The organism is Flavobacterium sp., assembly GCF_040382755.1.
Classification (GTDB): domain Bacteria; phylum Bacteroidota; class Bacteroidia; order Flavobacteriales; family Flavobacteriaceae; genus Flavobacterium.
Window position 1 is genome coordinate 1 of record NZ_JBEIET010000124.1, and the last position, 5,689, is coordinate 5,689.

Here is a 5,689-nt window from a genome sequence, read left to right on the forward strand (position 1 = left end):
ACGATGTGTAGGTAAAATTAAATGCGCTTTTCTTGATAAAAATAATTTTGATTTAACATCCAAATTAAATTTTTCTAATCCTTTAATTTCTGTTTGAAAAACCACAGGATCCATTACCACGCCATTTCCAATGATATTTACATTGTTTTTATGAAAAATTCCAGAAGGAATAGTTCTTAAAACGTGTTTAATTCCATCAAATTCAAGAGTGTGTCCTGCATTTGGACCGCCTTGAAAACGCGCAATAATATCGTATTTTGAAGTTAATACATCGACGATTTTTCCTTTTCCTTCGTCACCCCATTGTAATCCAAGTAGTAAATCTACATTCATTGTGTTGTTGTTTGTGTTGTTTGCATTGAATAGACAAAATTAATTAGTCTGTATTTTTATTTCTTTTTTGTTCCGTAAAAATATAAGGAATGTGTTTCTATATTAATTCCAAACATTTCTTCCATTGTTTGTTTTATTTGCTGAATACGTGGGTCGCAAAATTCAATTACTTCTCCTGTATCCGTTAAAATAATATGGTCGTGTTGCTTGTCAAAATATGACTTTTCATAATGTGCTTGATTTTGTCCAAATTGATGACGACGAACTAATTTACAATCTAATAATAATTCGATAGTATTGTATAAAGTAGCACGAGAAACACGATAATTTTTGTTCTTCATTTTAATATACAAGGATTCGATATCAAAATGTTCTTGATTTTCGTATATTTCTTGAAGTATAGCATAACGTTCAGGCGTTTTGCGATGTCCTTTTTCTTCAAGGTATTTTGTAAAAACGTTTTTTACCGTTTCTTGGTTTTGGTTGTTATCCATTTTAAGTTTAAATGAAAGAAATGCAAATATAGTAAAAAGTGATTAGTGAAAAGTAAAAAAAAGAACTAACTAATTGATAAATATAAAAATCCCTTAATTTTTAATTTTATGTATTATATACCCTTGTCACTTTATCAATGCCATCCACAGTTTTGATATTTTCAATTAACTTTTTAAGAATCACATTATTCTGAACCATAACTGTAATTTGACCTTTAAAAATGCCAGCTTCTGAGCTTAAATTAATGCTTTGAATGTTCACGTGCATTTGATTTGAAATGACTTTAGTAAGTTGATTGGTTAATCCCATAACATCCATTCCAGTAATTTTTAAAACGGCATTAAATTCTTCCTGAGTAGAGTCTATCCATTTGGCTTGAACAATTCGATATGCAAAATTAGATTGTAAACTTATGGCATTCGGGCAGTCCATTTTATGCACTTTTATTCCTTCGTTAATGGTTACAAAACCAAAAACAAGGTCGCCAGGAATAGGATTACAACAAGGAGAAAATTTATATTCTAATTTACTTTGTTCGGTTCCAAAAACCAATAGGTCGAGTTTTTCATTAGCCTTATTTTTCTGATTTTTTTCATCAGAAGAACTGGCGCTTCTTTTAATGGTTTTCTTAAAAAAGTTGACTAAAGTATTGCTTTTTTGTGCCGCATAATCACGTAATTGCTGATTTTCAATAGCACCAACACCTACTCTGTAAAACAAATCTAAACTGGTTTTTAATTTGAAATAATTGACCAATTCATTAATTGATTTCTCATTTAAAGTAATTTTTAAATGGCGTAATTTTCGAGTTAAAATTTCTCGGCCTTCTTCGCCAATTTTTTTGATGTCCTCGTTTAAAACATTCTTAATTTTATTTTTGGCACGTGAAGTAGTTACATATTCTAACCATTGAATCGTTGGTTTTTGATTTTGCGAAGTTATAATTTCAACTTGATCCCCACTATTTAATATATGATTTAGAGGTACTAATTTACCATTTACTTTTGTTCCTCTAGTTTTTACACCAATTTCCGAGTGAATACTGAATGCAAAATCGAGTGATGTAGCCCCTTTTGGTAACGATTTTATTTCACCTTTTGGTGTGAAAATATATATTTCTTTTGCATATAAATTCAGTTTAAAATCTTCTACAAAATCAACGGCATTATTGTTTGAATTTTCAAGTGCTTCTTTAAGTTGGTTTAACCAAATTTCCAAACTATTTTCTTCGGTTGCTCCGTTTTTGTATTTGTAATGTGCAGCATAGCCTTTTTCTGCAATTTCGTCCATTCGTTCACTTCGAACTTGAATTTCCACCCAACGCCCTAATGGTCCCATTACAGTAATGTGTAACGCTTCGTAACCAGTAGATTTTGGAGAAGAAATCCAATCACGTAAACGACTTGGACTTGGTCTGTAATGGTCTGTAACTACAGAATAAATTTTCCAAGCTATGAATTTTTCATCGTGAAGATTCGATTTGTAAATAATTCTAAGCGCAAATTTATCGTACACTTCATCAAAAGTTACGCCTTGCACTTTCATTTTTCTGCGAATTGAATAAATCGATTTTGGTCGTCCTTTTATAACGAAATCAATACCTTCATTGGCCATTGATTGACTAAGGATTTCAGAAATGGATTTTATATACGCGTCTTGTTCTTCTTTGGTTTCTTTAATTTTGCTTACAATATCAGAATACACTTCAGGTTCAGTGTACTTTAAACCTAAATCTTCTAATTGGGTTTTGATATTATAAAGTCCTAAGCGATGTGCTAATGGGGCGTAAATATATAAGGTTTCCGATGCAATTTTCGCTTGTTTATAGTCAGACATTCCGTCCATAGTTTGCATATTGTGCAATCTATCGGCAAGTTTAATTAAAATTACCCTTACGTCATCATTTAGCGTGAGCAGCATTTTTCTGAAATTTTCTGCTTGAAGCGAAATTTCTTGGTCGTTTTTTACTTTTGGAATTTTAGTTAATCCTTCAACAATTTTAGCAATTTTAGGATTAAACATTTTTTCAATGTCAGAAATAGTAATGTCTGTATCTTCTACCACATCGTGAAGTAGGGCAGAGGCAATACCTGTTGAACCTAAACCAATTTGTGAGGCTACAATTTTTGCAACAGCAATAGGGTGAAAAATATAGGCTTCACCAGATTTTCTTCTTTGATCTTTATGCGCTTCTACTGCCACATCAAAAGCCTTACGAATTATTTTTTTATCATCGGCTGTTAAGCTTTGATAACTAATACGTAGTAACTCTTTATATTCTTGGGCAATAGCTTTGTTTTCGGCCTCTAAATCTATCTCTGTCATATTCAATTTTTGTAGAATATAAAAATAGTGTTTAAAATTTAGATATCAAAAAAGATTTTTAAAAAATTAGGGTTGGTGGACTTAAATTTTTAAAACACAGATTTAAGAAATTTTATAAATTATAATAATTTTTTAAATCTGTGTTATTTTTATCATTTCTTAACAAAATCTAAATCTTGAAAGTCGTAGCTAAAATCAGTTAATTCTGAAATTGCAGCCATTTTAATATTTGTATTATTTTCCGAAAACGTAATTAAAGCATCGGCATTAAAGCTGCGATTGAACCATTTTACGGCAAATGTATTGTCTTTGTAAAAGAAAATTTCACCAGCCAATTGTGGCGAACGTTCTGAATTGAAATACATTTTCCCTTTTTTCTCAGAAATGGTGATGTTTCCAAACCAATTATCTTTATAAGTTCCCGTGAAATTTTTCGCCTCAACTTTGACTTTATTTTTTTGATTTTCGGCTATTTTTGCCCAAACTTCATTGGTTACTTTGTCTGCTTCTGCAATATTATTTTTTTCTCGGTCACTAAAAATTTTCACATAATCTTTGTACTCAATTTTTAAATAAGCATCTTTTATAGTATTTGTTATAGCATTAAACGCCGCTCCCGATTGCTGATTTGTAAGCACAACAATTCCTAAATTTAATTCTGGAATAAGCGTAACTTGCGTAACAATTCCTTCTAATCCTCCTGTATGAGTCACTTGTTTGTAACCTTTTACATCGCTTAAAAACCAACCCAATCCATAACCAGAAAAATGAGTAAAATAAGGTTCTCTTGTTTTCGCTGGAATGATGGTTTGTAATTGCCACATTTCGTTATGTTGTGCTTCTGAGAATAATTTATATTGTTTTTCTGCACCATATTTTCCTTGTTGCAATTGCATAATCATCCATTTACTCATATCGTTTACAGAAGAATAAATTCCTGCAGCTGCATCAAAACTTTGATTTTTGTAACGCGAAATCACTTTTAATTTTCCATCTGTTGGTACGTGTGGATCAATGATATTTGTAGTGTCTTTTAATCGTAAAAAAGATCCGGCACTATTATTCATTTCAAGAGGTTTCATAATTCTGTTTTCAATAAAATCACACCAAGATAACCCGCTTACTTTTTCAATTACTTCACCTGCAACAATATACAATAAATTATCATAATCATATTTGGTTCTAAAAGCTGAAACAGGTTTTAAAAATTGTAAATTTTCAACAATATCTTTTGGTTTAAAATTACTTCCGTCAGGCCAAATCATTAAATCGCCAGCACCTAATCCCAATCCACTTCTATGAGTTACTAAGTCACGAACTGTGAATTCATTCGTAACATAGTCGTTATACATTTTAAAATTAGGTAAGTATTTTACGACTTTATCATCCCAATTCATTTTTCCTTCGTCAACTAACATCGCAATCGCAGCTGTTGTAAATGCTTTACTATTGGAAGCTACACCGAAAAGCGTGTTTCCATCTACTTTATCTTTTTTAAGTATGGATTTTACTCCGTATCCTTTACTGTGAATGATTTTCCCGTCTTTTACCACCGCAACTGCAACTCCAGGAACGTTAAATGCTTTTAGTGTATTTTCTGCTACTTCATCAATTTGTTTTTCAGTTATTTGAGAAAAAGCAGTTAACGTTGTTAGAAGTGAGATTAATATTATTTTTTTCATTTTATGATGTTTTTGGTTTGTTGTTTTATTTTGGAACACAGATTTAAGGAATTATTAAAATTTATATAATTTCTTTCATCTGTGTTGTTTTTATTGGCACATTAACTAATTGATAATTGTCTCATTAAAACCCACGTTGTCTTTTGGCTTCGAATAGTAAAATAGCCGCCGCTACCGAAACATTCATAGAATCGATACTACCTTGCATAGGAATGTTGATGTTTTTGGTTGAATTTTGTCGCCAAACTTCAGTTATTCCTGTGGCTTCTGTTCCTACAACTAAAGCGGTTGGTTCGTTATAATTTTGTGTGTGATACGTGGCTGAATCTTGTAATGTCGCACAATAAATATTTATGTTGTTTTCTTTTAAATAAGCAATTGCTTCCTCTGAAGTCGCCACAGCAATTTGTCTTGTAAATAAACAACCCACACTTGAACGTACAATGTTTGGATTATACATATCCGATTTTGGATTGGCTATAATCACAGCATCAATATTAGCTGCATCGGCGGTTCGTAATAAAGCACCTAAATTTCCTGGTTTTTCTAATCCTTCTGCGACTAAAATTAAAGGGTTTTTAGATAATTTTAAATCGGATAATTGTAATGATTTCGATTTCGCAATAGCGATAATTCCTTCTGTTGTATCGCGATAAGCCAGTTTTTGATAGACTTCTTTAGAAATTTCTATTTTTTGATGTTCTGCTATTTGAATTTTCAGATTTTCAGATTTTCCAGATAATTCTGGACAAAAAAGTAATGTTTCTATTTCATAGCCGCCTTTTAAAGCCAATTCAATTTCACGTTGTCCTTCAATAATAAACGTTCCCGATTGTTTTCGTGCTTTGGCTTTG

5 protein-coding genes are annotated in these 5,689 nt (G+C 31.3%); all 5 read right to left on the minus strand.

Annotated elements, in window-relative coordinates; translation table 11 throughout:
• The coding region (locus ABWO04_RS09515; protein ID WP_353079491.1) for an adenylosuccinate synthetase at positions 1–333 on the minus strand (333 nt) is incomplete at its 3' end.
• A gap of 56 nt (positions 334–389) precedes the next feature.
• A complete protein-coding gene (locus tag ABWO04_RS09520; RefSeq protein ID WP_291242725.1) occupies positions 390–827 on the minus strand; it encodes a Fur family transcriptional regulator in 438 nt (145 codons plus the stop codon).
• A 106-nt stretch (positions 828–933) separates the two neighbouring features.
• Positions 934–3,153: a RelA/SpoT family protein gene (locus ABWO04_RS09525; protein ID WP_353079492.1), complete on the minus strand. Its 2,220-nt coding sequence runs from the start codon at positions 3,151–3,153 to the stop codon at positions 934–936.
• A 152-nt stretch (positions 3,154–3,305) separates the two neighbouring features.
• Positions 3,306–4,835: a serine hydrolase gene (locus ABWO04_RS09530; protein WP_353079493.1), complete on the minus strand. Its 1,530-nt coding sequence runs from the start codon at positions 4,833–4,835 to the stop codon at positions 3,306–3,308.
• A gap of 124 nt (positions 4,836–4,959) precedes the next feature.
• Positions 4,960–5,689: TrmH family RNA methyltransferase (locus tag ABWO04_RS09535; protein WP_353079494.1), on the minus strand; the 730-nt coding region annotated here is incomplete at its 5' end.

What these genes read in the sequence shown, in the direction of transcription:
- ABWO04_RS09520 (WP_291242725.1), bottom strand. Translation starts at nt 827, where the DNA reads ATGGATAACAACCAAAACCAAGAAACGGTAAAAAACGTTTTTACAAAA.
- ABWO04_RS09525 (WP_353079492.1), bottom strand. Translation starts at nt 3,153, where the DNA reads ATGACAGAGATAGATTTAGAGGCCGAAAACAAAGCTATTGCCCAAGAA.
- ABWO04_RS09530 (WP_353079493.1), bottom strand. Translation starts at nt 4,835, where the DNA reads ATGAAAAAAATAATATTAATCTCACTTCTAACAACGTTAACTGCTTTT.